The sequence below is a fragment of the Aquitalea palustris genome (genome assembly GCF_003693445.1).
In the GTDB taxonomy this organism is placed as follows: domain Bacteria; phylum Pseudomonadota; class Gammaproteobacteria; order Burkholderiales; family Chromobacteriaceae; genus Aquitalea; species Aquitalea palustris.
Window position 1 is genome coordinate 20,084 of sequence record NZ_RFAR01000022.1, and the last position, 24,388, is coordinate 44,471.

The following is a 24,388-nucleotide window of genomic DNA, read 5'->3' on the forward strand; positions in this document are numbered from 1 at the left end:
AAATCTGGAAAATATAATAGGGAAATGGCTTAAGCTTTCCCTATAAACCTAACGTACGGACTGATGACCCATGGCAGAAGACAAAAAAGCGGACAAAGCGGACAAGGGCGAGAAAAAAGCGGGCGGGGGCAACAAGCTGATGCTGGTGGTGGTTATCCTGCTGGTATTGGTGCTGGCGGGCATGGGTGGTCTGGCTTATGTGATGTTCAGCAATATGAACAAGCCACAGGGTGCTGCACAGACCGAACAGACCAAGGAAAAGCCCAAGAAGAAAAAAGAAGGCCCACCCATCTTCGAAAAGCTGGATACCTTTGTTGTCAATTTGTCGGGTGGTGATGGCAGCCTGCTGCAAGTGGACATGCAGGCCGAGCTGGGCGATGAAGAAGCCAAGAAGAAGTTCACCGACTACATGCCCAAGATTCGCAGTGCGCTGATCCTGCTGCTGTCGTCCAAGTCGGCTGCCGAGCTGGCCACTCCGGATGGCAAGGTCAAGCTGAAGGCACAGGTGAAGCAGATCATCAACGAGTCCATGGATTCCGGCGAAGAAGAGCTGGTGCAAAGCGTACTCTTTACTTCCTTCATCATTCAGAAGCAGTAAGCGATGGGCGACGATATCCTGTCCCAGGAAGAGGTGGACGCCCTACTCAGGGGCGTCACCGGCGAGGACGAAGATGATGACAGCGCGCAGGACTCGCAAGGAGTCCGCGGCTACGATATTGGGCGGCAGGAGCGCATTGTGCGCGGCCGCATGCCGACGCTGGAAATCATCAACGAACGTTTTGCCCGCAACCTGCGTATAGGTCTGTTCAACTTCATCCGGCGTAATGCGGAAATTTCCGTTGGTCCGGTAAGAGTGCAGAAGTACAGCGAGTTCATTCGCAATCTGGTGGTCCCCACCAACCTCAACCTGGTACATGTCAAACCGCTGCGCGGTACCGGTCTGCTGATTTTCGATCCGGATCTGGTTTTCCTGATCGTCGATAATCTGTTTGGCAGCGACGGGCGCTATCATGTGCGCGTGGAAGGGCGTGATTTCACCCCGACAGAGCAGCGCATCATCCGCCGCCTGCTGGAAGTGGTGTTTTCCGAATGCCAGAAAGCCTGGGAGCCGGTACACCCCATCGAATTCGTTTACCTGCGCTCGGAAATGAATACCCAGTTCGCCAACATCGCCACCCCCACCGAAGTGGTGGTGGCCATGACCTTCCACATCGAGCTGGGTGCCGGAGGCGGCGATTTTCACATCTGTCTGCCATACTCCATGGTCGAGCCGATTCGCGACGTACTGTCCAGCACCATGCAGGCGGACCGGACCGAAGTGGACAACCGCTGGGTCAGCCTGATGACGCATCAGGTACAGGCAGCTGAAGTGGAGCTGGTAGCCACCCTGGCGGAAACCAAGGTAACGCTGGGGCAGATTCTCAATTTGAAAAACGGTGATGTGGTGATGCTGGATGTGCCGGAGGCTGTGGTGGTCGACGTGTCCGGCATCCCGGTACTGGAATGCCACTATGGCACCGTGCAGGGGCGCTACGCCCTCAAGGTAGACAAGGTATTGGCCGGGGCCGGTGAGTTCGCCGAGCCCGCAGGAGACAACAAGCAATGACTGAGCAGCTAGAAGAAGGCCAGACCGCCGGGGCGGCCGACGAAGAAGTATCCATGGATGACTGGGCCGCCGCCATGGCGGAGCAGGAAACCACCGATGCCGCACAGGCTGACAATGTGCAGCCGGCTACCAATCTGTTCCAGGAACTGGGCTCCGGCAGCGAGTCCTCGCTGAATGTGCCCAGCAATCTGGACATGATTCTCGACATTCCGGTGCAGCTGACGGTGGAGTTGGGCCGTACCAAGATTGCCATCCGCAATCTGCTGCAACTGGCGCAAGGCTCGGTGGTGGAGCTGGACGGGCTGGCGGGCGAGCCGATGGATGTGCTGGTCAACGGCTGCCTGATCGCCCAGGGCGAAGTGGTGGTGGTGAATGACAAGTTCGGTATCCGCCTGACCGACATCATTACGCCGGCGGAACGCATCCGCCGCCTGCAGAAATAATGCGCTGCTCCTGCCGCCTGTCAGGTCACTTGGCGGCCTTATGCCTGCTGTCGGCTTCCGGCATTTCCGCCGCTGCGGCATCTGCTCCTGTGGCGCTGGTGGCGGCCTCAAGCCCGACCCCGTTCACCAGTCTGTTGCAGGTGATTCTGGGCCTGGCCGTGGTGCTGGGGGCGATTGTCGGCCTGGCCTGGCTGTTTCGCCGCATGTCCGGTGGCATGCTGGGCGGCTCCAATCGCTTGCGCGTCGTCAGCGGGGTGCTGGTTGGTCAGCGGGAAAAAGTGGTCATCGTCGAGCTGGAAGGGGAGTGGCTGGTGTTGGGTGTCACCAGTCATAGCGTCAACCTGCTGACCAAGCTGGACCGCCCGCCTGATGCCGCTGCCGATGTCGTGCCGCCGGGCGAACCCTTTGCCCGCTGGTTGAAAGCCGCCATGGACAAGGGGCGTCAGCAATCCGAAGTCGTAAACAAATAATGAAACCTTTCTTCCGACTATTGCCACTGATGTGGCTGGTCCTGCCATTGTTCAGCCAGGCCAGCGGCCTGCCCTTGATGACCAGTACCCCGGGTGCCGGCGGCGGCCAGAATTATTCGCTGTCGCTGCAGATGCTGCTGTTCATGACGGCGCTGGGCTTCATCCCGGCCATGCTGCTCATGACCACCGCCTTTACCCGCATCGTCATCGTGCTGTCGCTGCTGCGCCAGGCCATGGGGGTGACCCAGTCGCCGCCCAATCAGGTAATTGTCGGGCTGTCGCTGTTTCTGACCCTGTTTGTGATGGGGCCGACCTTCGATCAGGTTTACAACAAGGCCTGGGCCCCGTTTTCCGATGACAAGATCACCTTCAATCAGGCGGTGGACGAGGCCAGCAAGCCGATGAAGGCTTTCATGCTCAGCCAGACCCGCGAAAAGGATCTGGCTTTCTTCATCGAGATTTCCCGTTCGGAAAAGCCGGCCAGCAAGGCCGATGTTTCCATGAAAACCCTGATTCCGGCTTATGTGATCAGTGAACTGAAAACCGCCTTCCAGATCGGCTTCATGGTGTTCATTCCCTTCATGATCATTGACCTGGTGGTGGCCAGCATCCTGATGGCGATGGGGATGATGATGGTGTCGCCGGTTACCATTTCCCTGCCGTTCAAGCTGATGCTGTTTGTGCTGGTGGACGGCTGGACCCTGCTGATGGGTTCGCTGGTGCAAAGCTTTTACACCGGCTAGCCGACATGGAAAACTTCACACTGCAGCCCGAACATCTGCCCGACTGTCATGCCCTGCTGGCCGACTGCGTGGCGAATTTGCCGGATGACTGTTATTCCCTGCCGGCACGGCTGGCCTGGGCTGGCATCTGGGATGAAGACAGCCGGGTCAACTGGGAAGCCCGATTGGCAGGTGCCTGGAGCGTGGGCATCCGCGATGGCGGCCATTTGCTGGCTTTTGCCTGGCTGACGCAGGCAGGCGAGCTCGACATGCTCTATGTCGCCCCTTGGGCACAGCGGCGCGGGCTGGCCTGGCAGATGATTCACGATCTTGAGCACGCCGCTGCCGCTGCTGGCGTGACAGCCCTGCATGCCTGGGCCAGCCATGCGGCCAGGCCGCTGCTGGAGCGGGCTGGCTATGTGTTGCTCAGGCCCAATTGTGCCCTGCGTGACGGCGTCCCGCTGGAAAACTGGCTGATGGCCAAGGGCGGCTGGCAAGAGCCCGCTGTGGCAAGGAGCGAAGCATGAGTCCGGAACTCGTCATCAATATCGTACAGAATGCGCTGTATATCCTGATCATCGTCTCGGCCCCGGTACTGCTGGTGTCGCTGGTGGTGGGTCTGTTGGTGAGCGTGCTGCAGGCTGCCACCCAGATCAATGAAATGACGCTGACCTTTATCCCCAAACTGCTGGCGATGTTCCTGGTGCTGGTACTGGCCGGGCCGTGGATGCTGAACACCCTGGTGGAGTACACCACCCGGCTGTTTCAGAGCATTCCCAGCGTCATCGGCTGAGCCGGCGCGCCATGTTCAGCATTTCTGATGCGCAGATCAATGCGCTGGTCGCCATGTTCGCTTGGCCCTTCGCTCGCATCATCGGCCTGTTTCTGGTCGAGCCTTTGTATGCCTACCGTGGTGTGCCGCGCCGTTTCAAGGCTGGCTTTGCCCTGATGCTGACCATACTGGTGGTGCCGTTGCTGCCGCCTACCCCTGCTGTGGCGGTGATTTCTGCTGCCGGCATTGCCATCCTGTTCCAGCAATTGCTCATTGGCCTCGCCATGGGATTTGTCATGCGCCTGACCATGACCGCAGTGGAAATGGCCGGCTTCATCATGGGCGCGCAAACCGGTCTGGGCTTTGCCATGTTCTTCGACCCCATGCATGCGGCCCAGGTGCCGGTGGTGTCGCAGCTGCTGTCGATGTTTGTGTTTCTGCTATTCCTCACCTTCGATGGCCACCAGGTGGTGTTGTCCACGCTGGTGGAAAGCTTCCAGGTGCTACCCATCGGCATGAGCATGCCGGCCCAGGGGCTAAAGGCACTGGTGCTGTGGGGCGGCCATATCATTTCCTGGGGCGTGTGGCTGTCGATGCCGGTGATCGCTGCCTTGCTGGTGACCAACCTCGCCATCGGCGTGATGACGCGCGCGGCTCCGCAATTCAATATTTTCACCTTCGGCTTCCCGCTGACGCTGATGATAGGTTTCATCACCATCTATCTCACGCTGCCCTTGATGGTGCCGGCCATCGAACAGATTTATGGCCAGGCCTTCACCTTCATGCTGGCCATGCTGAAGGCGAAATAGCTTTCTGCTAGAATAGCGGCCAACTTTTCTGGCATTAAACCGGCCCGGTCGGGCCACACGAGATTGAGGCAATTATGGCAGGTCATAGCAAATGGGCTAACATCCAGCACCGCAAGGGTCGTCAGGATGCCAAGCGCGGCAAGATCTTCACCCGTCTGATCAAGGAAATCACCGTTGCTGCCAAGATGGGCGGCGGCGATGTCAACATGAACCCGCGCCTGCGGCTGGCCGTGGACAAGGCCAAGGCCGAATCCATGCCCAAGGATAATATCGATAACGCCATCAAGCGCGGTACTGGCCAGCTGGAAGGTGTGGACTATGTCGAATGCCGTTACGAGGGCTACGGCATTGGTGGTGCTGCCGTGATGGTGGACTGCCTGACCGACAACAAGACCCGTACCGTGGCCGATGTGCGCCATGCCTTCTCCAAGTATGGCGGCAATATGGGTACCGACGGTTGCGTGGCCTTCCAGTTCAGCCATTGCGGTTTCCTGGTGTTTGCCCCGGGCGTGGATGAAGACGCGCTGATGGAAGCGGCGCTGGAGTGCGGTGCCGAAGACGTGCTGACCAATGACGACGGTTCCATCGAAGTCATTACCGGCCCCTACGAATTCAGTGATGTGAAGCAGGCGCTGGAAGACAAGGGTTTCAAGGCGGAAATGGGCGAAGTCACCATGAAGCCGCAAAACGAAACCGAACTGGCCGGCGAAGACGCCATGCGCATGCAAAAGCTGCTGGATGCGCTGGAAGACCTGGACGACGTACAGGACGTGTACACCTCGGCCACACTGCTGGACTGATAGCTTAACCGGCGTCACGACAAGGCTTGCCTGCCGGCAAGCCTTTTTCATGTCTGCCATTTGCCGCGCATCGGCATCGGCAGCCGGGCCGCCACAGTGTAAACTTCAGCCATGCCGGAATTGAGCGCCGGTTCACCATCCTGCGAAAGAATCAGCCATGTACCAGAGCCATGCCGAGCGTCGCCGCCGCCTGATGCTGCAGATGGGGGAGGGCATTGCCATTCTGCCAACCGCGCCCGAAGTGGTGCGCAATGCCGACAACCACTATCCCTATCGCGCTGACAGCCATTTCCTCTACCTGACCGGTTTTGCCGAGCCGGAAGCCGTGCTGGTACTGGATGCCGTCGTGGGCAAGTCCATCTTGTTCTGCCGTGAAAAGAACATGGAGCGAGAGGTGTGGGAAGGTTTCCGTTTCGGGCCGGATGGTGCGCGCGAAGCCTTTGGCTTTGACGAGGCCTATCCGCTGGCCGAGCTGGACCTGCGCCTGCCCGATTTGCTCAGCGGACAGAAGGCGCTGTGGTGGAATGTCGGGCGTGATGCGGCGTTTGACGAACGCGTCAACGGCTGGCTGGAGAGCGTGCGCCAGCGCTACCGCAGCGGCGAGCAGCCACCGGCGCTCTATCACGACCTGCGCTGGCCGCTGGATGAAATGCGCATGGTCAAGGACGCTGGCGAGCGTGCCACGCTGCGCCGTGCCGGCCAGATCTCGGCCGAAGGCCATCTGCAAGCCATGCGCACCACCCGGCCGGGCATGATGGAATACCAGGTGGAAGCGGAAATCCTGCACACCTTCATCCGCCACGGTGCGCGCTATCCTGCCTATGAAAGCATTGTGGCCGGCGGAGCCAATGCCTGCACCCTGCACTATGCCGCCAATAATGCGCGGCTGAACGATGGCGAGCTGTTGCTGATTGATGCCGGCTGCGAGCTGAACGGTTACGCCGGCGACATTACCCGTACCATTCCGGTCAATGGCAAGTTCAGCGCTGCCCAGCGTGATGTGTATGAAATCGTGCTGGCGGCGGAACTGGCCGGCATCGCGGCGGTCAAGCCTGGTGCGCTGTGGAATGCCCCAGGCGACGCCGCGCTCAGGGTGCTGGTGCAAGGTATGCTGGATTTGCAACTGCTGAGCGGCACCGTGGATGGGGTGATCGAATCGGGCGCCTTCCGTCAGTTTTACATGCATGGCATCGGCCACATGATAGGCCTGGACGTGCATGATGTCGGCCAGCGCAAGCTTGGCGGCCAGTGGCGCAGCTACCAGCCCGGCATGTGCACCACCATCGAGCCCGGTCTGTATATCCGCCCGGCGGATAATGTCCCCGCAGCCTTGCACAATATCGGCATCCGCATCGAGGACGATGTGCTGGTGACCGATGACGGCCGCGAGGTGTATACCGCCGACGTACCCAAAGAAATCGACGAAATTGAAATACTGATGCAGGGTGTCTGAACATGAAAACTACAGACAAGCAAACCGGCCGCACTGGAAACTGTGCCGGCCACGATGGCGGCGAGCATGCTGACATCATCATTGTGGGCGGCGGGCCGGTGGGCGCGCTGGCCGCGCTGCGCTTTGCCGCTGCGGGCCGCCGCGTACTGCTGGTGGAGGCCAGGGCCAAGGATGCGCCGCTGACCGACGCCCGCGCACTGGCGCTGTCCTGGCATAGCCGCACGGCACTGGCGGCTGCCGGTGCCTGGCCGGATGATTTGCCGGCCAGTGTCATCGACACCGTCCATGTATCGCAGCAAGGCGCATTTGGCCGTACCCGGCTGGATTGTGCCGACCTGAAACTGCCGCACCTGGGCGTGGTGGTGGATTACCCGGCGCTGACGCTGGCCATCAATGCCCAGCTGGAACAGGCCGGGGTGCAGGTATGGTGGCAAACCCGGGTCGAAGCGGTAAACAGCCTGGGCTGCTATGCCTCGGTGAAAACCAGCGGCGCGCATGGCGACATCAGCCTGACCGCCCGGCTGGTGGTGCTGGCCGAGGGCGGCGCGCTGGCTGACAGCCTGCCGGGTATCAAGCGGCTGGTGCATGATTACCAGCAGTGTGCGGTACTGGCCGAGGTCACCACCGAACAACCCCCCGCCGGTATTGCCTACGAACGCTTCTCCAAACAAGGGCCGTTTGCCCTGCTGCCGCATGGCGACCACTACATGCTGGTGTGGACACGCACGCCGGCGGATGCCAAAGCCTTGCAGGAGGCTGCAGACGAACAGGTGATGGCCGAGTTGCAGCAGGCCTTTGGCGAACGCCAGGGCAAGGTGCTGGCCATTGGCCCGCGTGCCAGCTTCCCGCTGGCACTGCGCCAGGTCAACCGCGTCAGCAGCGGCCGGGTGGTGCTGATTGGCAATGCCGCGCAGACCATGCATCCGGTGGCGGCGCAGGGCTTGAACCTGGGCCTGCGCGATGCCCTGGGCCTGGCTGATGCACTGGACGGCATCAGCGACCCGGGCGACGCCGCAGCGCTGGCAGTGTATGCCGCCAGCCGCAAGCTGGACAGCCATGCCGTGGTCGGCTTTACCCATGGGCTGATCAAACTGTTTGACGGCGATTCCACCCTGGTCAGCGCCCTGCGCGGAGCCGGCATGAGCGCGCTGGACAGCGTACCGCCGCTGCGACGCGCCTTTGCCCGCCATCTGGTGTTCGGGCTATAGAAAGCACTTCATGACACAGTACGACGTGATCATCGTGGGCGGTGGGCTGGTCGGTGCCAGCCTGGCGCTGGCGCTGGCCGACAGCGGCAAGAAAATTGCCCTGCTGGAAGGATCTGCCGCCCGCTTCGACGACCTGGAGCAGGGCTGGGATGCGCGCATCTACGCCGTCAGCCCGCTCAACCGCCGTTTTCTGGAGCAGCTGCAGGCCTGGCCGGACATGACGCGTATCGGCACCATCGCCAGCATGGATGTGCGTGGCGATGCCGGTGGCCGCATCCAGTTTGCCGCCAGCGATGCCGGAGCCAGTGCGCTGGCCTGGATTGTGGAAAACCGCTGGCTGCTGGCCAGCTTGTGGCAGCGGCTGGCCAGCAGTAGCGTCGACTGCTTTACCGGCGTGCGGCCGCTGGCACTCGAGACCACGGCCACAGCAGCCAGCCTGAGCCTGGACGATGGCCGGGAGCTGCGCAGCCGGCTGGTGGTGGGAGCCGACGGTGCCAATTCCTGGGTGCGCCAGCAGACCGGTCTTGCCGCCAGCATCAAGCCCTATGGCCAAAGCGGCGTGGTGGCCAATTTTGCCTGTGAAAAACCGCATGGCGATATCGCCCGCCAATGGTTTACCGGCGACAGCATTCTGGCCTGGCTGCCGATGGCGGGGAATCGTATTTCCATGGTGTGGTCCAGCCCGCGCCCGGATGAGCTGATGGCCCTTTCCGGTGAGCAGCTGTGCGCCCGTGTGGCGGCTGCCGGTGATCACCAGCTGGGCCATCTGAGCCTGCTGGGTCCGGCGGCCGCTTTTCCCTTGCGGCTGATCCAGCCCGCTGCCGTGGTGAGCCAGCGGCTGGCGCTGGTGGGGGATGCTGCCCACACTGTGCACCCGTTGGCAGGGCAGGGGGTCAATCTGGGCTTTCAAGACGCCGCTCAACTGGCCTCCATGCTGGCCAACGCCAACGATGCCGGCGACTGGATGCTACTGCGCCGCTATGAGCGCTCGCGCCGCGAAGCAGTGAAAACCATGCAGTTTACCTGTGACAGCCTGTACCGGCTGTTTCATACCGAACACCTGCCGGGATTGTCGTGGTTGCGCAATACCGGCCTGACGCTTACCAACCGGCTGACACCGCTGAAGCGGCAGTTTGCCCGTCATGCCATTGGCTTCTGAACCCGAGGAATCTGAATGAACACCACCGTAAAAGCCCTGGCGCTGGCCGCCTCCATGCTGCTGAGCCTGAGCGCCTGCAATGCCAATGCCACCCCCTCCAGCAACGAGCAGGTGAAAAAGGCTTTCACCACCCGCTTCCCCACGCGTGAAGTGCTGAGCGTGAGCGAAACGCCGGTCAAGGGTGTATACGAGGTAGTCGTGAAGGGCAAACAAATCGTTTACACCGATGCCGAGGCGAAATACCTGTTTGTCGGTGACCTGATCGATACCGTCGCCAAGACCAGCCTGACCGAAAAGAAAATGACCGAGCTTAACCGCGTCAGCTTCAGCAAGCTGCCTTTGCAGTACGCCATCAAGGAAGTACGTGGCAATGGCGCGCGCAAGCTGGCAGTGTTCACCGACCCGGACTGCCCGTACTGCAAGCAGCTGGAACGCGAAAGCCTGCCTGACATCACCAATGTCACCATTTACACCTTCCTCTACCCGCTGGCACAGCTGCACCCGGATGCCCCGCGCAAGGCACGCCAGATCTGGTGCTCCAAGGATCGTCTGGCTACCTGGACAGCGTTCATGCGTGATGGCCAGGAACTCACCGGCACCGACAAGTGCGATACCAGCGCGCTGGACAAGATCGAAGCCATGGGTGACGAGCTGGGCATTACCGGCACGCCGGGCCTGATCTTTGGCAATGGCCGGCTGGTGCCGGGTGCCATTGCCAAGGACGACATCGAAAAACTGCTGGATGCCAAGTAAACCAGCTGGCGGAGTGTGGCCGGTTTCATGAAGCTGCCCGCCGGCCTGCACTGGATGCCGGCCCAGTGGCGCTGGGCCGCACTGTCGGATAGCGACCGCCTGCTGCTGATGCTCAGCCTGTCGCTATTGCTGCACCTGCCGCTGTTTCTGCGGCTGACGCAGGAAGGCAGCTTGCACGGCCAGCCGTCAGCCATGTCGGTGCGGCTGGGCCAGGCCGCCCGGCAGGCCAGGCCCGCGCCAAAAGCCAGCCAGCCGGCCACACCTGCCACGCCAGCTACATGGGCCAGCCAGCCCCGGTCTTTCCCACCCCATCAGGCCAGACTCTTGCTTGCCCCTGCCAGCAAGACGCGGCTGGCGCAGGCGGCCAGTGCTGCCGTGGCCAGTGTGCCGCCACCACAGGTATTGCCCGAGCCGATCGCTCCGCCCGTTCTGCCGCCTTTGCCAGATGCCAGCCAGCCACTGCTCGCCAGCCCGGCCAGCGCGTCCATGACGGATGCCGCCGAAGCGCAACAGCTGGGGCTGGATTTTTACTATGCGGCACCGCAGCTGGATGTGCTGGCGCTGGAGCAGCTGCCTATCCAGCTGGTCGAGCCCTATGGCCTGGGCATGGACGATGTCGAGGTCAATCTGCGGGTGTATATCAACGAGCAAGGCGGGGTGGACGCGGTACAGCTGGTGTCGGCGCGGCCGGCCGGGGTCGAGGGGCCGCTGCTGGAAGTATTCCGCCAGGCGAAGTTTTATCCGGCGATCCGCGATGGTCATCCGGTCAAGAGTTTCAAGCTGATCCGTATCGGCCCGCCCAGCGATGGCGCGCAGCCGGGCAACTAAGCCGCCCGCGCCGGTCAAGCAGCAGCGCCTGTTTCGTGCTAAATTCAGCCATCCCGGCACAGCCGGGAGCCGGGTCGGCAGCGTCAGGCAGCCGCTCGTGCCAGTACAGCGGAACATACCGCTCCTGTTACCCAATTACGAAGTAATCACGAAGGAAGAAGCATGTCTGATCTGAATGCACTGTTCACCCAGGCCCAGGCCGATGTGACCTCGCTGTCCGAGCGTCCGGACAACCAGACCCTGTTGCAGCTGTATGCGCTGTACAAGCAAGCCAGCGAAGGCGATGTCAGTGGCGAGCGCCCGGGCATGATGGACTTCATCAACCGTGCCAAGCACGATGCCTGGGACAAGCTCAAGGGCATGTCCAGCGATGAAGCCAAGCAAGGCTATATCGACGTGGTACAAAAGCTGCTGACTGAATAACAGCCGCTGCTGCCCGCACCGCCAGCAGGCTGGCGTGTGATGAAAAAAACCGCTGAACCCTTACCGGGCAGCGGTTTTTTTTAATGTGCTGCGGTCAATGCCGCTTGCTGGTCTGCTGCGCAGCCAGGTGCTCGGCCATCACCGGCCACAGCCATTCCACCTGTTGCAGCTGCCAGCCGCCATCCTTGGCCGCTTCATCCAGCCGGCGCAGCAGCAGGATGTCCTGCAGATCGGGCTGGTGGGCAAATGCCGCCACCTCGGTGGCGCTCATCGGGCCACCCTGGTAAGCCAGGGTGGCGGTGCTGGCGCTGGACAGCTGTTGCAGATAGGCCGGGTCGATGGCGCACAGATAGCGTTTGGCCGCCACATGCATGCCCACCAGCCGGGCCACCCGCGCCGAGAAGCCCAGTGCCAGCAGGTAGTCTGCCCCCAGCCGGTCGTGCGCCTGCACGCCGTACTCGCCCATGGCGGCGGCACCGTCGTGTTCCAGCAGATGGCCGACATCGTGCAGCAGGGCGGCCAGCTGTATTTCTTCGTCACAGCCCCAGTCGCGCGCCAGCGTGGCGGCCTGGATGGCATGGTCGGCCTGGGTAATGGCCTCGCCATAGTGCTGCTGACCGTGTTCCAGCAGCAGGCGGCGCAAGGTGGCAATGGTATCCGCCATCAGAATACCCTCCGCCCGGCGTTCCACACCTGCTGTACCAGCGGCACTGCCGGGTGCGGGCGCACTTGCAGCAGGTCGGCACGCAGGCCGACGGCGATCCGGCCCCGATCACCCAGCCCCACTGCCTGTGCCGGATTGTGGCTGACGGTGGCAATCGCCTGCGGCAGGCTCCAGCCAGCCTGTGCCACCAGCAAATACGCCGCGTGCAGCAGGCTGGCGGGTACGTAGTCGGAGGACAGGATGTCCAGCAGGCCGTGTTGCGCCAGCTCCAGCGCGGCGACATTGCCGGAATGCGAGCCGCCACGCACCACATTGGGTGCGCCCATCACCGTGTGCAAGCCGTGCTCGCGGGCGGCCTGGGCAGCGGCGCGCGTGGTGGGGAATTCGGAAATCGTCACGCCATCCAGCACCGCCTCGCTGATGTGGGACAGGTCGGTATCGTCGTGGCTGGCCAGCGGAATGCCATGCTGGCGCGCCAGTTCCACCACCGCCTGCTTGTGCTGGCCGGCATACTGTTGCTGCAGGCGCTGGCGCTCGCTGACGGCCTGCAGGAAGGTCTGCTCGTTCCAGCCGACCTTTTTCTTGCCGTAGTACTTCTTGTATTGCTCGATATCGCGATACTGGCGCTGGCCCGGGGTGTGGTCCATCACCGATACCAGGCGCACGGCAGGGTGGCTGATCAGCGGCTGCAATTCTTGCAGCAGGCCGGGATAGGCCAGCTCGCAGCGCAGGTGGAACAGGTGATTGGCGCGGAACACGCCTTGTTCCATGCCCAGGTTGATGGCGGCAAAGGCGGTGTGCAGGGTATCGAGCCGCACACTTTCGCCTTCGAGATCGCCCACCGCCAGCGCATCCAATACCGTGGTGATGCCGGCAGCCGCGCACTGGGCATCGTGGGTGACCACCGCCGGTAGCATGGGCCAGAGCACGCCGTTGCGCGGCATCAGGTGCTTTTCCAGATTATCGGTGTGGATTTCCACCAGGCCGGGCAGCAGGTCATCGCCGTGCAGGTCTTCGCAAGCCGGCGTATCCGGTGGCAGCGGCTGTTCATGCACGGCGCTGATCAGGCCGTTGTCGATTTCCAGCGCGCCGCGTTCGATGATGCGGTCGGCCAGGATCAGGCGGGCATTGTTGAGGATGGTTTTCATCGGGCTTCTTTCGCAATCGGGGCTCAGGCACACAGGGCAGGAGCCAGCGGTACATCAAAAATGCGGCTGGCGACGGCGGCGCGGGTGTCTTCATCGTGGAAAATGCCCACCAGCGCCGCACCGCGCTGGCGGGCTTCCCGCATCAGCTCGACCACCACGGCGCGATTGGCCGCATCCAGCGAGGCGGTTGGTTCATCCAGCAGCAGGATGGGGCGGGGGGCGATCATGCCGCGGGCGATATTCACCCGCTGCTGCTCGCCGCCGGAAAAGGTGGCTGGCGGTAGCTGCCACAGCCGCTCGCCGATATTCAGCCGCGCCAGCCATGCGCCGGCCTGCTGTTGGGCTTCCTGTGCCGAGTAGCCCCATTCCAGCAGCGGTTCGGCCACGATATCCAGGGCCGACACCCGTGGAATCACCCGCAGGAACTGGCTGACATAGCCCAGGGTGTGGCGGCGCACGGCGGCGATTTCATGGGGCCGGGCGCTAGTCATGTCTACCCAGCTGCCCTGGTGCCTGATGCGGATGCTGCCACCCCCTACCAGGTAGTTGGCATAGAGTGCCTTGAGCAGGGTGCTTTTGCCGGCACCGGAGGGGCCGGTCAGCGCCACGCATTCGCCTGCGGCCACTTGCAGTGAAACATCGGCGAGCACCGGCAGCGCCAGTCCATGCTGCTGGTGCAGGACAAAGGTTTTGCTCAGCTGTTGAGCATCGATCAGTAGCTTCATGATTTCAGGCCTGCAAAATGGAGGACACCAGCAACTGGCTGTAGGGATGTTGCGGATCATCCAGGATCTGGTCGGTCAGCCCGGCTTCCACCACCCGGCCCTGTTGCATCACCAGCGTGCGCTGCGCCAGCAGCCGTGCCACGCCCAGATCGTGCGTCACCATGATGACGGCGATGCCGGTATCGTGAACCAGCCGCCGCAGCAGGTCGAGAAAGCGTGCCTGGACCGAGACATCCAGTCCGCCGGTGGGTTCGTCCATGAACACCAGTCGCGGCTGGGTGACCAGGTTGCGGGCGATCTGCAGCCTTTGTTGCATACCGCCGGAAAAGGCGGTGGGGCGGTCGTCCAGCCGCTCGCGGCTGATTTCCACTTTTTCCAGCCACTGGGCGGCGGTTTCGCGCAGCTGGCCGTAGTGGCGCTGGCCCAGCGCCATCAGCCGTTCGCTGACATTGGCGCCTGCCGATACATTCATGCGCAGGCCGTCGCGGGCATGCTGGGTGACAAAGCCCCACTCGCTGCGTGCCAGCCGGCGGCGCTCGGCTTCGGCCAGGGTGGTCAGTTCGTGGCTGCTGCCGGCGCGGTCGCGAAAACGCACGCTGCCGGCATCGGCGCTCAGGCGGCCGGCCAGGGTGGTGAGCAGGGTGGATTTGCCCGAGCCGGATTCACCGACAATGCACAGCACCTCGCCCTCGTACAGTTCGAAATCAATATCAAAGCAGCCTTGCCCGTTGCCATAGTCCTTGGTCAGGCCGCTCACGCTCAGTACTGGCTGGCTCATGCCTTGCCCTCCTGCTGTTGCTGGCAGTAATCGGTATCGGAGCAAACAAACATCCTGGCTCCGGCATCGTCGGTGATGATTTCATCCAGATAGCTGTCATGGCTGCCGCACAGGGCGCAGGCTTGCTCCCAGCGCTGCACGCTGAAGGGATGGTCTTCGAACGCCAGGCTTTCCACCCGGGTATGCGGCGGAATGGCATACAGCCGTTTTTCGCGGCCGGCACCAAACAGCATCAGCGCCGGGCTCATGTGCAGCTTGGGGTTGTCGAATTTGGGAATGGGCGAGGGCGAGCTCAGATAGCGATCGTTCACCATTACCGGGTAGTCGTAGCTGGTGGCGATATGGCCGAAGCGGGCGATGTCTTCGTACAGCTTGACGTGCATCAGCCCGTATTCCTGGTGGGCATGCAGCTTGCGCGTTTCCACCTCGCTGGCCTCCAGCGTGCGCAGTGCTTCCGGCTCCGGTACCTGGAACACCATGATCTGCCCTGGCTGCAGCGGGGTTTCCGGTATGCGGTGCCGGCTCTGGATCAGGCTGGCTGCCGCCGTGCTGCTGGTGGTGGACACGCCGGTGACACGGGCGAAGAAACGGCGGATGTTGACGGCATTGGTGGTGTCATCCGCGCCCTGGTCGATCACCTTGAGCACGTCATCCTGACCGATGATGCTGGCGGTCAGCTGGATGCCGCCGGTGCCCCAGCCATAGGGCAGCGGCATTTCCCGGCTGCCGAACGGCACCTGGTAGCCGGGAATGGCCACCGCCTTGAGCAAGGCCCGCCGCAGCATGCGCTTGGTGTTTTCATCGAGGAAAGCGAAATTGTATTGCCATTGGCTATGACAGGCTTCAGTCATGGGCGGCCTCTTGTGGTGCGGAGGAGTTGGCCTGGGCGCGCAGGGTGCGGATCAGCGACAGCTCGGCCTGGAAGTCGACGTAATGCGGCAGTTTGAGATGCTGGACAAAGCCGGAGGCTTCCACATTGTCGCTGTGATACAGCACGAATTCCTGCTGCTGGGCCGGGGCGTGCGCCGCTTCGCCCAGTTCTTCGGCGCGCAGGCTGCGGTCGACCAGCGCCATGGCCATGGCCTTGCGTTCGGCCTCGCCAAAGCTCAGGCCATAGCCGCGGGTGAATTGCGGCGGCGCGGTCTTGCTGCCGGCAAACTGGTTGATCATCTGGCATTCGGTCAGGGTGATTTCGCCGATGTCGATGTCGAAGCCCAATTCTTCCGGGCAAACGCTGACGCTGACTTCGCCCATGCGGATTTCACCGGCAAAGGGGTGGCTTTCGGCATAGCCGCGCTGGGTGGAGTAAGCCAGGCCCAGCAGCCAGCCCTCATCGGCACGGGCCAGGTTTTGCAGGCGGGTGGCGCGGTCGGCCGGGAACATCAACGGCTGGCGGGTGAGGTCGGCCGGCTCCGGGTCGCCGGGCAAGGGCTGCTCGGCTTCGATCAGCCCTTCGGCGGCCAGTACTTCCAGCACGCTGGGCAAGGGTTGCGGCACGCCGTTATCGGCCAGGGCGCAGGGCGGCACTTCGCTGCTGTGGCCCAGCGAGAAGTCCAGCAGGCGTTGGGTGTAATCGGCGGTGGGGCCCAGTATCTGGCCACCCGGCACATCCTTGAAGGTGCCGGACACGCGGCGGCGTACCCGCATGGCGGCGGTATCCAGCGGCTTGCTGCTGGCAAAGCGCGGCAGGGTGGTACGGAAGGCACGCAGCAGGAATACCGCTTCCACCGTGTCGCCGGCAGCCTGCTTCAGTGCCAGCGCGGCCAGTTCCTCGTCGTAGAGCGAACCTTCCTGCATCACCCTGGCCACGGCCAGGCGCAGTTGCTGGCGGATCTGCCCCAGGCTCAGTTCTGCCAGTGCACTGTCCCCGCGCCGTGCGGCGGCCAGCAAATCCCAGGAACGGGCAATGGCGGTTTCGCCACCTTTTACGGCTACATACATGTCAACCCTCCTGTACCACGGTGCTGCGCGGCAAGCCGGCCAGCTGGGTGGCGGAAATCAGCAGCACATCCACGCCCAGCGGGAAACGGGCATGGTTGGCCTGCCATTGCGACCAGAATGCAGGCGGCAAGCCGGTTGCGCCAAAACGGCGCGGGCTGGCGAAGCCGGGGCCGCTGGCTTCCACTTGTTGCGGGGTAAAATCTTCCACTTCCAGCAGCACGGTGGCGGAGCGGTCCGGGTATTCCGGGCTGCCGGCGCGCAGGCTGGACAAGGGTGGCAGTGCGCTGCCGGCCGGCAGCAAAATGAAATCGGCCTGCTCTGGTGTATCTGCTAGGCGCAGCGCGCAATGAAAGCGCAGGCTGGCCAGGGTGGCGGCAGGCAGCGCTGGCGCCCACAGCGTTACATCCTGATCGATCAGGGTGTAGAGCAGGGCGCTGGTGGCCGGTTTGAGGCCGGGCAGCGCCGGCGGCAGGCAGGGCAGGGTAAGCGGCAGCAGTGGCTCGGCCAGTGCCGCCAGGGTGCAGCGGAATACCTGCTGGCAGTCTTGCACCATATTGTCGAAAGCTTGTTGCAGCATCATTCCCCCCGCACCATGGTAAAGAACTCGACCTTGCTGGCCGCCGCCGCGCGGGCGCTCTGCTCGCGCCGTGCTGCCAGTTCCTGTTGCAGCGGTTGCAGCAGGGCTGCCTGCAGCGGCGGGTAGTGTTGCGGGTTTTGCAGCAGCGCATCGGCCTGGGCAATCAGCTCGGCATGCTGGCCATCGCTGCCGCGTACCCAGCCATGCCCCAGCCAGCCGGCGATCTGGCAGCTGGCGCGGGTGACGCTGATTTCACCCAGATTGAAGCGGCTGCCGCTGCCACCGCTGCGACCCTGCAACATCACCAGGCCGGTCTGGGCGCGCCGCAGCCAGCTGATATCGCCAGCCGGTGGCAGGTGCTGTTGCAGCAGTTCGGCCAGCCGCGATGCCGGGCTATGCGCCAGCAGGCTGAGCCAGTGTTGTCTTGTCGTGGTTTCCATGTGGGTGGTGAACCTGTGCTGGTTTCAAGAAAAATTCATATAAACGTATAGACGACTGCATGATAATAGCGGCAGTCGATAAGTGAACAGCACGTCAGCGTGAAGTTTTTGTGAAGCTTGGATTGCGCCGCTAGACCAGTGGCGGTGCCGGAGAAAAAAGATGATTGAACGCGGTTCAGGGGTGGCGGTATGGCGTCAGATCGAAAACAGTCTGGCCGAGGAAATTGCCTGCGGCCAGTTGCAGGCCGGTGAGCAACTGCCTACCGAGCTGCAGCTGGCGGAGCGCTTTCGCGTCAACCGCCATACCATACGGCGCGCGGTGGCCACGCTGGTGGAGCGCGGCCTGTTGCGGGTGGAGCAGGGGCGCGGCACTTTCGTGCAGGACAATGCCATCGACTACGCCATCAGCAAGCGCACGCGCTTTTCGCAGAATATGGCCAGGCAGAATCGCAGCTCGGATGTCGATGTACTGGCCAGTGACAGCCTGGCGGCCAATGCCGAACTGGCCGCGCTGCTGGGGGTGAATGTGGGCGAGCTGCTGTTCCGCATCAAGACGCTGAGCCGGGTGGAAAACCGGGTGGTGGACTACAGCACCATGTTCTTCCCGGCTGCGCGCTTTCCCGATCTGCCGGCCATCTACCAGCAGTTGCGCTCGGTCACCCTCACCCTGCAGCACTTCGGCATCCAGGACTACACCCGGCGCTTTACCCGGGTAACCGCCCGCCTGCCGGACAGCGAGGTGGTGGACTATCTGGGCATCCCCAAGAACCGCCCGGTATTGCATGTCAAATCGCTGAACGTCGACCCCGACGGCCAGCCAGTGCAGTACGGCATCACCTGTTTCAATGGTGATCTGGTGCAGCTGGTGATGGAGGATCAGTGATGCGCTATGCCGTTTACCTGGCGCCGGCTACGGACAGCCGCTGGTGGCAGGCAGGATGCAGCTGGCTGGGCCGTGACGCTGCGCTGGATGTGGCGGTAATGCAGCCAGTGCTCGCTGGCATCAGTGGCGAACGTCTCGAACTGCTAACCCGCACGCCAGCGCGCTATGGCTGGCATGCCACGCTGAAAGCGCCGTTTGCCCCTGCTGCGGGTATCAGCGAAGCCATGCTGTTGCAGCAGCTGTCGCGACTGGCCCGACGTTTCCAGCCATTCAGCCTGGCGCTGCAGCCGGCCCTGCTGGGGGATTTTCTCGCCCTGCGTCCGCTTGCCTCCAGCGCCATGCTGGATGAACTGGCCAGCAGCTGTGTGGTGGCGCTGGATGGACTGGTCGATCCGCAACAAGTGCTGCGGCCACGGCCCGGCCTGAGCGAGCGTCAGCAGCAATTGCAGCAACGCTGGGGCTATCCCTATGTGTTCGAGCAATACCGCTGTCACTTCACCCTAAGCGATACGCTGGCGGATGCCAGCGAAGCACAGCAGCTGTTGCAGGCGGCCGCGCACCATTTTGCCGACCTGCCGCCCCTGCTGGTGGACCGGCTGGCCTTGTTTGTCGAGCCGCAGCCGGCCAGCCCCCTGCGCTATCTGGCCAGCTGCAGCTTTGACGGAGAGCTGCAGCATGTCGCTTAAACCGGGACGGCTGTGGTATGTGATGGGGCCGTCGGCAGCGGGCAAGGACAGCGTGCTGGCCTATGTGCGGCAGCAGTTACCGGCTACGGCTGGCGTGGTGTTTGCCCACCGCTATATCACGCGTGCGGCAGACGCCGGCGGGGAAAACCATATCGCGCTGAGCAGTGAGGAATTTCGCCAACGCCAGGCCAGCGGCTGCTTTGCCCTGTGCTGGCAACGCAATGGTCTGGATTATGCGCTGGGGGTGGAGGTGCAAAGCTGGCTGGCCAGTGGGCTGGATGTGGTGGTGAATGGTTCGCGTGCCACCTTGCCCCAGGCGCAGCTGGTGTTCCCCTCGCTACAACCGCTGTGGATTACCGCCAGTGCGGAGGTCAGGGCTGCCCGGCTGGCCGCTCGCGGTCGCGAAACGCCGCAGCAGATTGTCGCCCGCCTGCGTGAGGCCGATGCCTATCAGCCGCCGCCGGGCTGTATCGTGTTGCAGAATGACGGCGCGCTGGAGCAGGCCGGCAGCCGGCTGCTGACCCTGCTGCTGGCCTGAACGCGGATGCAAAAAGGCCGGCCTGCGCCATGGTTCTGGCGTGGGCCGGCCTTGTCTGCAGCGGGTAGTCTGACGGGAATCAGGCGGTCTTGATGGCTTCTACCGGATCAACATAGTGGTAGCCCAGATCATCGGCTACTGCCTTGTAGGTGATCTTGCCATGGCACACATTCAGGCCATTGCGCAGATGGGCATTGTCCAGCAGTGCCTGACGCCAGCCCTTGTTGGCCAGTTCCAGCGTGAAAGGCAGGGTGGCGTTGTTCAGCGCCTGGGTAGAAGTGCGGGCCACGCCGCCCGGCATATTGGCCACGCAGTAGTGCACGATGCCATCCACCACATAGATCGGGTCCTGATGGGTGGTGGCGCGGCTGGTTTCGAAACAGCCGCCCTGATCGATGGCCACATCCACCAGCACCGCACCCGGTTTCATATTGCCCAGCATGGCGCGGGTAACCAGCTTGGGTGCAGCAGCCCCCGGAATCAGCACCGCACCAACCACCATGTCGGCTTCGCGGATGGATTCGTCGATATTGGCGGTATTGGACACCAGGGTCTTGATGCGGCCGCCAAACACCATGTCGATTTCCTTCAGGCGCGGTAGCGATTTGTCCAGAATGGTGACATCAGCACCCAGCCCGGCCGCCATGCGTGCCGCATTCAGGCCCACCACGCCACCACCGATCACCACCACGCGCGCCGGTGCCACGCCCGGCACACCACCCAGCAGCACGCCACGTCCGCCCTGGGCTTTTTCCAGCGCATGGGCGCCAGCCTGGATGGCCATGCGCCCGGCCACTTCCGACATCGGCGCCAGCAAAGGCAGGCCGCCGCGCTCGTCGGTCACGGTTTCGTAGGCAATGGCCACCGCACCGGATTCGGTCAGCAGCTTGGTCTGCTCCGGGTCCGGTGCCAGATGCAGATAGGTAAACAGGATCTGGCCGGGGCGCAGCATGCGGCATTCCACCGGCTGCGGTTCTTTCACTTTCACCACCATCTCGGCCTTTGAAAATACTTCTTCTGCCGAAGAAGCTATCGAGGCCCCGGACTGGATGTACTGTTCGTCGGTAAAGCCGATGGCCAGCCCGGCCTGGGTCTGCACCAGCACCTTGTGACCATGCGCAACCAGTTCGCGCACGCCGGAAGGGGTGAGACCCACACGATACTCGTGGTTTTTGATTTCCTTTGGAACACCGATCAACATTACCGTCTCCTTCTGTTATTGGATGGAAGCAACAGCAAACGTCTTGGGCAGGTAGCCGGGCAACCTGTTGGTGACAGGCGGCCTGCTCGGTCAAGCAGCAATGACAAGGCATGTCATCCGGACGGCGGTGCGCTGAAATTCTGCACGTGCAAGGGCGTGCTCAGTGGCAGGCCGGCGTCCGGTCCCGTGGTGGGATGATTTGTAGTATATGGAGGCGGCGACAGGGGTATTCACTGTAGTTTTTCACTACAACAGTGTTATTTGCCGGATATTTCTGATTGCTGGTGAGAAAGTGTTGAAAATGGCAGGCGGCCGGATTGGTTTGATCGTGGTCAAAGAGTGGTGCGCCGGCCGCGCTGGCGCTAGTTGCGCATCAGGCAGTTGCCACCGGCATGTTTGGCCAGATACATCGCCTGGTCGGCCTCTTGCAGCAGTGAATCGGGCGTGCTGTCGGCGGTGGCCAGGGTCAGGCCGATGGAAATGCCCAGCTGGAATTCTTCCGTGCCAATGCGCAGCGGCGGCTGCATGGCGGCCAGACATTTTTCCGCCACGATGCGGGCGACTTCCCTGGCTTGTTCGTCCAGATCACACAGCAGCAGCACGAATTCATCGCCACCGATGCGCGCCAGGGTATCGGTTTCGCGTAGCACCGCCAGCAATCTGCTGGTGACCATGCGCAAGGCCTCGTCGCCGGCGTCGTGGCCCTGGCTGTCGTTGATGTGCTTGAAACCGTCCAGATCCATGAACAGCAGTGCCACGTGCTTGCCGTGGCGGCGTGACTGCGCCAGTGCCAGCTTCATCCGGTCGGCCAGCAGCAGGCGATTGGGCAGCCCGGTCAGGGTGTCGTGGTGGGCGATGCGTTCCAGCTGGGCCTGCTGTTCGTGCAGCTTGCGCAGCAGCCGGTTAAAGGCGGCGATGAAGTGGCCGACTTCGTCATTGCGGCGGATGGCCAGCGGCACCAGCGGCAATTCGCCGCGCGTCATGCGTTCGGCGTCGGCGGCAGCATGAAACAGCGGTCGCAACACGTAATACATGCAGGCCGATGCCAGCAGGGCAAACAGCACGGTGGCCACGATGGCTCCGCGAATGGCGAAAGTCTGCACATGGCCCACGGTGGCAAAGGCCTCGCTGCTGGGCAGGCGTGCCACCACAAACCAGCCGCTGCTGGGGACCGACACGATGGCAGCAACTTCTTCCTGGCCGTCGGCATTGGTGGTGATGCCGCTGCCGCGATAGCCTGCCATGGCGCGGTCATGCAAAGGGTTGATACCGCTGGCGGGCAGCTTTTTCAGGCTCATGCCCTTTTGCGAGGAGGCCACGAACAGATTGTCACGTGGCGAAACCAGCACAAAGCCACCGCTATCATGGCCTATCTGTGCTTTTTGCAGCAGATCGAGAAAGCCGCCGGAAGTCAGCGGCGTGATGCCAGCCAGCACGCCCACCACTTGCATGTCACGATTGAAAACCGGCGCGGCCATCGGCAACACCGGTATGCCCAGCGCTTGGCCTATCACCGGGCGGCCGATATAGCTGTTGCCCTGCAAGGCGGCCCTGATGTAGTCGCGTTCGATATAGCTGCGCTCGGCGCGGCCGGGCGCTACCGGGTAGTCGGCGATGGCCCTGCCGTGCAGATCAGCGACAAACAAGCCGCCGGAAAACAGGCTCTGGTACTGGTATTGCTGGCGCAGCCACTGGCGCAGTTGCTCTGGCCGTTGCAGTAATTGTTGTGGCAGGTCGCTGGCGAGATGGGTCAGCAGGGTCTGGCGCTGGCTGATCTTGTCATCGATATCACGCGCCACATAGCTGGCCAGCGCCAGTTGCTGCTCTTGCATCACCGTACTGAGATCCTGGCGCAGGAAATGTCCCAGTGCGTAATAGCGTGCCAGCGAGCCGATGCATACCAGGCAGACCACCAGGATCAGCAAGCGGGTGATGATGCTGTCAAAGATGCGACGCAGGGTCATTGGGGCAACTTCAGGGTCCGTTGATTTTATGTTTGCAGTGTATACCGCGGGCATTGGCTGCGGCCAAGAAAATCGGCAGCGCCATGCTGGGCGGGCATGTGGCGGTAAAGGTCTAGCAACGCAAGACAAGTTTCATGGCGGTTTAACTGCCTTGTCACTCAGGCTGATCATGATGGCAGCCATTGACTGGCCAACCAGCCTTCAAGTGCCGGTAAATTTGTCTATACGTCTAAACTAATGGAGTAATGTCGATGAAAAAGCAAATGGCTGCATGTATTGGGCTGGTGTGTACCGGCCTGATGGCTCCGCTGGCACAGGCCACCACCACCCTGACGGTGTATTCGGCACTGGAGGCCGATCAGGTGAAGGATTACAAGGAGGCTTTCGAGAAGGCCAACCCGGATATCGAACTGCGCTTTGTGCGCGAATCCACCGGGGTAATCACCGCCAAGTTGCTGTCGGAAAAGAACAATCCGCAGGCCGATGTGGTGTGGGGCCTGGCCGCCACCAGCCTGATGATTCTGGATCAGCAGGGCATGCTGCAAGGCTATGCGCCCAAGGGTGTGGAAAAACTCAATCGCGAATTCGTCGACAAGGCGCATCCGCCGAAGTGGACGGGCATGGACGTGTGGGCTGCCACCATCTGCTTCAATACCGTGGAAGCCGCCAAGAAAGGCCTGCCCAAGCCGGAAAGCTGGGCCGACCTGACCAAGCCGGTTTACAAGGGCCAGATCGTGATGCCGCATCCGGCTTCGTCCGGCACCGGCTATCTGGATGTGTCCGCCTGGCTGCAGATGATGGGCGAGAAAAAGGGCTGGGACTACATGGACAAACTGCACGTCAACATGGCGCAGTATGTGCACTCAGGTAGCAAGCCCTGCAAGATGGCCGCCGCCGGCGAATACCCGATTGGTATTTCCTTTGAATACCGTGGCGCCGAGCTGAAGGAAAAGGGCGCGCCGATCGATCTGGTCTATCCCAAGGAAGGCCTGGGCTGGGATCTGGAAGCCACGGCCATCCTCAAGGGCAGCAAGAACCTGGCTGCCGCCAAAAAGCTGGCGGATTTCTCGGTCAGCCTGCCGGCCATGCAGCTGTATGAAAAGAACTACGCTGTGGTGGCCATGCCGGGCGTGGCCAGGCAGAACCCCTACATCCCCACCGACTATGCCAAGCGCCTGAGCAAGAACAATTTTGCCTGGGCCGCCAAGAACCGCGAAGCCATCCTGCAGGAATGGTCGCGTCGTTATGAAAGCAAGGCCGCGCCGAAGAACTGAGGCGGCGTGCCGCACGGCTAGTTGTCCATCACCCGCGACACCAGCAGTCCGCCGACTGTTGGTGTCGTTTGTTTGGCGCTAGCGCCATTTGCCGGGCCGGCCATTGCGTTGTGCCGGCCTTGG

29 protein-coding genes are annotated in these 24,388 nt (G+C 62.4%); 19 read left to right on the forward strand and 10 right to left on the reverse strand.

Annotation, left to right across the window (positions count from 1 at the left end; translation table 11 throughout):
- Positions 1–70: 70 nt before the first annotated feature.
- The 15 genes from EAY64_RS06530 (at position 71) to EAY64_RS06600 (ending at position 11,446) form a co-directional block, all read left to right on the forward strand.
- Positions 71–598: a flagellar basal body-associated FliL family protein gene (locus tag EAY64_RS06530; RefSeq protein ID WP_103523973.1), complete on the forward strand. Its 528-nt coding sequence runs from the start codon at positions 71–73 to the stop codon at positions 596–598.
- Between the two features lie 3 nt (positions 599–601).
- A complete protein-coding gene (fliM, locus tag EAY64_RS06535; RefSeq protein WP_103523974.1) occupies positions 602–1,606 on the forward strand; it encodes a flagellar motor switch protein FliM in 1,005 nt (334 codons plus the stop codon).
- Complete coding sequence (fliN, locus tag EAY64_RS06540; protein ID WP_103523975.1) at positions 1,603–2,049, forward strand: flagellar motor switch protein FliN; 447 nt, start codon at positions 1,603–1,605, stop codon at positions 2,047–2,049. The genes fliM and fliN overlap by 4 nt, the downstream gene beginning before the upstream one ends.
- Positions 2,049–2,519, forward strand: coding sequence for a flagellar biosynthetic protein FliO (fliO, locus tag EAY64_RS06545; protein WP_103523976.1), 471 nt, complete (start codon positions 2,049–2,051; stop codon positions 2,517–2,519). The genes fliN and fliO overlap by 1 nt, the downstream gene beginning before the upstream one ends.
- On the forward strand, positions 2,519–3,262 hold the full coding sequence (fliP, locus tag EAY64_RS06550) for a flagellar type III secretion system pore protein FliP (protein ID WP_103523977.1): 744 nt from the start codon (positions 2,519–2,521) through the stop codon (positions 3,260–3,262). The genes fliO and fliP overlap by 1 nt, the downstream gene beginning before the upstream one ends.
- Positions 3,263–3,267: 5 nt before the next feature.
- On the forward strand, positions 3,268–3,768 hold the full coding sequence (locus EAY64_RS06555; RefSeq protein ID WP_103523978.1) for a GNAT family N-acetyltransferase: 501 nt from the start codon (positions 3,268–3,270) through the stop codon (positions 3,766–3,768).
- Positions 3,765–4,034 carry a flagellar biosynthesis protein FliQ gene (fliQ, locus tag EAY64_RS06560; protein WP_103523979.1) on the forward strand — a complete coding sequence of 90 codons (270 nt, stop codon included), beginning with the start codon at positions 3,765–3,767 and terminating at the stop codon, positions 4,032–4,034. The genes EAY64_RS06555 and fliQ overlap by 4 nt, the downstream gene beginning before the upstream one ends.
- 11 nt (positions 4,035–4,045) lie before the next feature.
- On the forward strand, positions 4,046–4,822 hold the full coding sequence (fliR, locus tag EAY64_RS06565; protein WP_103523980.1) for a flagellar biosynthetic protein FliR: 777 nt from the start codon (positions 4,046–4,048) through the stop codon (positions 4,820–4,822).
- Between the two features lie 74 nt (positions 4,823–4,896).
- A complete protein-coding gene (locus EAY64_RS06570) occupies positions 4,897–5,622 on the forward strand; it encodes a YebC/PmpR family DNA-binding transcriptional regulator (protein WP_103523981.1) in 726 nt (241 codons plus the stop codon).
- A 157-nt stretch (positions 5,623–5,779) separates the two neighbouring features.
- Positions 5,780–7,075: an aminopeptidase P N-terminal domain-containing protein gene (locus tag EAY64_RS06575; protein ID WP_103523982.1), complete on the forward strand. Its 1,296-nt coding sequence runs from the start codon at positions 5,780–5,782 to the stop codon at positions 7,073–7,075.
- A 2-nt stretch (positions 7,076–7,077) separates the two neighbouring features.
- A complete protein-coding gene (locus tag EAY64_RS06580) occupies positions 7,078–8,283 on the forward strand; it encodes an FAD-dependent monooxygenase (RefSeq protein ID WP_103523983.1) in 1,206 nt (401 codons plus the stop codon).
- Between the two features lie 10 nt (positions 8,284–8,293).
- Positions 8,294–9,442, forward strand: a complete 1,149-nt coding sequence (locus tag EAY64_RS06585) for a UbiH/UbiF family hydroxylase (protein ID WP_103523984.1) — start codon at positions 8,294–8,296, stop codon at positions 9,440–9,442.
- A 15-nt stretch (positions 9,443–9,457) separates the two neighbouring features.
- On the forward strand, positions 9,458–10,195 hold the full coding sequence (locus tag EAY64_RS06590; RefSeq protein WP_103523985.1) for a DsbC family protein: 738 nt from the start codon (positions 9,458–9,460) through the stop codon (positions 10,193–10,195).
- Between the two features lie 27 nt (positions 10,196–10,222).
- The gene (locus EAY64_RS06595) at positions 10,223–11,023 is read left to right on the forward strand and encodes an energy transducer TonB (protein WP_113023974.1); all 801 of its coding nucleotides are present in this window, start codon (positions 10,223–10,225) and stop codon (positions 11,021–11,023) included.
- A 162-nt stretch (positions 11,024–11,185) separates the two neighbouring features.
- Positions 11,186–11,446, forward strand: a complete 261-nt coding sequence (locus EAY64_RS06600; protein WP_103523987.1) for an acyl-CoA-binding protein — start codon at positions 11,186–11,188, stop codon at positions 11,444–11,446.
- 94 nt (positions 11,447–11,540) lie between these two features.
- Here the strand turns inward: EAY64_RS06600 and EAY64_RS06605 are convergent, their stop codons facing one another.
- The 8 genes from EAY64_RS06605 to phnG are packed head-to-tail and all read right to left on the reverse strand — an operon-like array spanning position 11,541 to position 17,719.
- On the reverse strand, positions 11,541–12,110 hold the full coding sequence (locus EAY64_RS06605; protein WP_103523988.1) for a phosphonate degradation HD-domain oxygenase: 570 nt from the start codon (positions 12,108–12,110) through the stop codon (positions 11,541–11,543).
- Positions 12,110–13,258 (reverse strand): alpha-D-ribose 1-methylphosphonate 5-triphosphate diphosphatase, encoded by a 1,149-nt coding sequence (locus EAY64_RS06610; RefSeq protein ID WP_103523989.1) that lies wholly within the window; start codon positions 13,256–13,258, stop codon positions 12,110–12,112. The genes EAY64_RS06605 and EAY64_RS06610 overlap by 1 nt, the downstream gene beginning before the upstream one ends.
- Positions 13,259–13,281: 23 nt before the next feature.
- Entirely contained in the window at positions 13,282–13,983 is a 702-nt protein-coding gene (phnL, locus tag EAY64_RS06615) for a phosphonate C-P lyase system protein PhnL (protein WP_103523990.1), read from the reverse strand.
- Between the two features lie 4 nt (positions 13,984–13,987).
- Positions 13,988–14,761 (reverse strand): phosphonate C-P lyase system protein PhnK, encoded by a 774-nt coding sequence (phnK, locus tag EAY64_RS06620; RefSeq protein ID WP_103523991.1) that lies wholly within the window; start codon positions 14,759–14,761, stop codon positions 13,988–13,990.
- Entirely contained in the window at positions 14,758–15,612 is an 855-nt protein-coding gene (locus EAY64_RS06625) for an alpha-D-ribose 1-methylphosphonate 5-phosphate C-P-lyase PhnJ (protein ID WP_103523992.1), read from the reverse strand. The genes phnK and EAY64_RS06625 overlap by 4 nt, the downstream gene beginning before the upstream one ends.
- On the reverse strand, positions 15,605–16,702 hold the full coding sequence (locus EAY64_RS06630) for a carbon-phosphorus lyase complex subunit (RefSeq protein ID WP_103523993.1): 1,098 nt from the start codon (positions 16,700–16,702) through the stop codon (positions 15,605–15,607). The genes EAY64_RS06625 and EAY64_RS06630 overlap by 8 nt, the downstream gene beginning before the upstream one ends.
- Before the next feature lies 1 nt (position 16,703).
- Entirely contained in the window at positions 16,704–17,282 is a 579-nt protein-coding gene (gene phnH, locus EAY64_RS06635; RefSeq protein ID WP_103523994.1) for a phosphonate C-P lyase system protein PhnH, read from the reverse strand.
- Positions 17,279–17,719 (reverse strand): phosphonate C-P lyase system protein PhnG, encoded by a 441-nt coding sequence (gene phnG, locus EAY64_RS06640; protein ID WP_103523995.1) that lies wholly within the window; start codon positions 17,717–17,719, stop codon positions 17,279–17,281. The genes phnH and phnG overlap by 4 nt, the downstream gene beginning before the upstream one ends.
- Positions 17,720–17,879: 160 nt before the next feature.
- On the opposite strand from phnG, the gene phnF reads away from it, so the two are divergent.
- Genes phnF through phnN form a run of 3 tightly spaced genes read left to right on the forward strand, consistent with a single transcriptional unit; the run spans position 17,880 to position 19,826 of the window.
- Positions 17,880–18,602, forward strand: a complete 723-nt coding sequence (gene phnF / locus EAY64_RS06645; protein ID WP_103523996.1) for a phosphonate metabolism transcriptional regulator PhnF — start codon at positions 17,880–17,882, stop codon at positions 18,600–18,602.
- Positions 18,602–19,288, forward strand: coding sequence for a DUF1045 domain-containing protein (locus EAY64_RS06650; protein ID WP_103523997.1), 687 nt, complete (start codon positions 18,602–18,604; stop codon positions 19,286–19,288). The genes phnF and EAY64_RS06650 overlap by 1 nt, the downstream gene beginning before the upstream one ends.
- Complete coding sequence (phnN, locus tag EAY64_RS06655; protein WP_103523998.1) at positions 19,278–19,826, forward strand: phosphonate metabolism protein/1,5-bisphosphokinase (PRPP-forming) PhnN; 549 nt, start codon at positions 19,278–19,280, stop codon at positions 19,824–19,826. Before EAY64_RS06650 ends, phnN begins: the two co-directional genes overlap by 11 nt.
- 79 nt (positions 19,827–19,905) lie before the next feature.
- Here phnN and ald read toward each other — a convergent pair whose 3' ends face one another.
- Positions 19,906–21,027, reverse strand: coding sequence for an alanine dehydrogenase (ald, locus tag EAY64_RS06660; RefSeq protein ID WP_103523999.1), 1,122 nt, complete (start codon positions 21,025–21,027; stop codon positions 19,906–19,908).
- Positions 21,028–21,389: 362 nt separating this feature from the next.
- Positions 21,390–22,991, reverse strand: a complete 1,602-nt coding sequence (locus EAY64_RS06665) for a sensor domain-containing diguanylate cyclase (protein ID WP_226034267.1) — start codon at positions 22,989–22,991, stop codon at positions 21,390–21,392.
- 263 nt (positions 22,992–23,254) lie between these two features.
- On the opposite strand from EAY64_RS06665, the gene EAY64_RS06670 reads away from it, so the two are divergent.
- Positions 23,255–24,265: a putative 2-aminoethylphosphonate ABC transporter substrate-binding protein gene (locus EAY64_RS06670; protein ID WP_226034268.1), complete on the forward strand. Its 1,011-nt coding sequence runs from the start codon at positions 23,255–23,257 to the stop codon at positions 24,263–24,265.
- Positions 24,266–24,388: the final 123 nt, after the last annotated feature.

Bases quoted from the DNA above. Each gene is read 5' to 3' on its own strand.
- EAY64_RS06600 (WP_103523987.1), top strand. From the start codon at position 11,186: ATGTCTGATCTGAATGCACTGTTCACCCAGGCCCAGGCCGATGTGACC.
- EAY64_RS06595 (WP_113023974.1), top strand. From the start codon at position 10,223: ATGAAGCTGCCCGCCGGCCTGCACTGGATGCCGGCCCAGTGGCGCTGG.
- ald (WP_103523999.1), bottom strand. From the start codon at position 21,027: ATGTTGATCGGTGTTCCAAAGGAAATCAAAAACCACGAGTATCGTGTG.
- EAY64_RS06555 (WP_103523978.1), top strand. From the start codon at position 3,268: ATGGAAAACTTCACACTGCAGCCCGAACATCTGCCCGACTGTCATGCC.
- EAY64_RS06580 (WP_103523983.1), top strand. From the start codon at position 7,078: ATGAAAACTACAGACAAGCAAACCGGCCGCACTGGAAACTGTGCCGGC.
- fliP (WP_103523977.1), top strand. From the start codon at position 2,519: ATGAAACCTTTCTTCCGACTATTGCCACTGATGTGGCTGGTCCTGCCA.
- phnG (WP_103523995.1), bottom strand. From the start codon at position 17,719: ATGGAAACCACGACAAGACAACACTGGCTCAGCCTGCTGGCGCATAGC.
- EAY64_RS06585 (WP_103523984.1), top strand. From the start codon at position 8,294: ATGACACAGTACGACGTGATCATCGTGGGCGGTGGGCTGGTCGGTGCC.
- EAY64_RS06610 (WP_103523989.1), bottom strand. From the start codon at position 13,258: ATGAAAACCATCCTCAACAATGCCCGCCTGATCCTGGCCGACCGCATC.
- fliO (WP_103523976.1), top strand. From the start codon at position 2,049: ATGCGCTGCTCCTGCCGCCTGTCAGGTCACTTGGCGGCCTTATGCCTG.
- phnL (WP_103523990.1), bottom strand. From the start codon at position 13,983: ATGAAGCTACTGATCGATGCTCAACAGCTGAGCAAAACCTTTGTCCTG.
- EAY64_RS06630 (WP_103523993.1), bottom strand. From the start codon at position 16,702: ATGTATGTAGCCGTAAAAGGTGGCGAAACCGCCATTGCCCGTTCCTGG.
- EAY64_RS06530 (WP_103523973.1), top strand. From the start codon at position 71: ATGGCAGAAGACAAAAAAGCGGACAAAGCGGACAAGGGCGAGAAAAAA.
- EAY64_RS06650 (WP_103523997.1), top strand. From the start codon at position 18,602: ATGCGCTATGCCGTTTACCTGGCGCCGGCTACGGACAGCCGCTGGTGG.
- EAY64_RS06605 (WP_103523988.1), bottom strand. From the start codon at position 12,110: ATGGCGGATACCATTGCCACCTTGCGCCGCCTGCTGCTGGAACACGGT.
- EAY64_RS06665 (WP_226034267.1), bottom strand. From the start codon at position 22,991: ATGACCCTGCGTCGCATCTTTGACAGCATCATCACCCGCTTGCTGATC.
- fliN (WP_103523975.1), top strand. From the start codon at position 1,603: ATGACTGAGCAGCTAGAAGAAGGCCAGACCGCCGGGGCGGCCGACGAA.
- fliQ (WP_103523979.1), top strand. From the start codon at position 3,765: ATGAGTCCGGAACTCGTCATCAATATCGTACAGAATGCGCTGTATATC.
- EAY64_RS06570 (WP_103523981.1), top strand. From the start codon at position 4,897: ATGGCAGGTCATAGCAAATGGGCTAACATCCAGCACCGCAAGGGTCGT.
- EAY64_RS06625 (WP_103523992.1), bottom strand. From the start codon at position 15,612: ATGACTGAAGCCTGTCATAGCCAATGGCAATACAATTTCGCTTTCCTC.
- fliR (WP_103523980.1), top strand. From the start codon at position 4,046: ATGTTCAGCATTTCTGATGCGCAGATCAATGCGCTGGTCGCCATGTTC.
- EAY64_RS06575 (WP_103523982.1), top strand. From the start codon at position 5,780: ATGTACCAGAGCCATGCCGAGCGTCGCCGCCGCCTGATGCTGCAGATG.
- phnN (WP_103523998.1), top strand. From the start codon at position 19,278: ATGTCGCTTAAACCGGGACGGCTGTGGTATGTGATGGGGCCGTCGGCA.
- EAY64_RS06590 (WP_103523985.1), top strand. From the start codon at position 9,458: ATGAACACCACCGTAAAAGCCCTGGCGCTGGCCGCCTCCATGCTGCTG.
- fliM (WP_103523974.1), top strand. From the start codon at position 602: ATGGGCGACGATATCCTGTCCCAGGAAGAGGTGGACGCCCTACTCAGG.
- phnF (WP_103523996.1), top strand. From the start codon at position 17,880: ATGATTGAACGCGGTTCAGGGGTGGCGGTATGGCGTCAGATCGAAAAC.
- phnK (WP_103523991.1), bottom strand. From the start codon at position 14,761: ATGAGCCAGCCAGTACTGAGCGTGAGCGGCCTGACCAAGGACTATGGC.
- phnH (WP_103523994.1), bottom strand. From the start codon at position 17,282: ATGATGCTGCAACAAGCTTTCGACAATATGGTGCAAGACTGCCAGCAG.
- EAY64_RS06670 (WP_226034268.1), top strand. From the start codon at position 23,255: ATGGCTGCATGTATTGGGCTGGTGTGTACCGGCCTGATGGCTCCGCTG.